1 protein-coding gene is annotated in these 327 nt (G+C 42.5%); it reads right to left on the minus strand.

What is annotated here, in order from left to right; translation table 11 throughout:
- The coding region (locus AB4512_RS24805) for an ABC transporter substrate-binding protein (protein WP_372176127.1) at positions 1 to 327 on the minus strand (327 nt) is incomplete at both ends.

Consider the following 327-nt stretch of genomic DNA (forward strand, 5'->3'; position numbering starts at 1 on the left):
CTTGAGAGTAATAACTAAACAATTGGGTGCGACTGCATCTACGCGTTCGGCACATTGCCATAACTCTTTTATAGGGCCATTACCCTTAATTAAACGTCTAATACTCCAAACTACATCTTGAACTTGCAAAAGCTCACCATCATGTCGGTAAACGCCGGGACGTAGCCATAGAGTCATCCTTGTATCTTCCATCACCCAATCGTGAGCTAAGGAAGGCATTAGATCACCATCTGGACTCTGAACCAACAATACATCATATACGCTTTTTGCTATATGCAGTTCTGCATGGCGAAATGTCTTAATTGGATCAATAGTGTTTACCCACGG

Source organism: Vibrio sp. 10N.222.52.B7, assembly GCF_041474275.1.
GTDB classification, from domain to species: Bacteria; Pseudomonadota; Gammaproteobacteria; order Enterobacterales; family Vibrionaceae; genus Vibrio; species Vibrio crassostreae_C.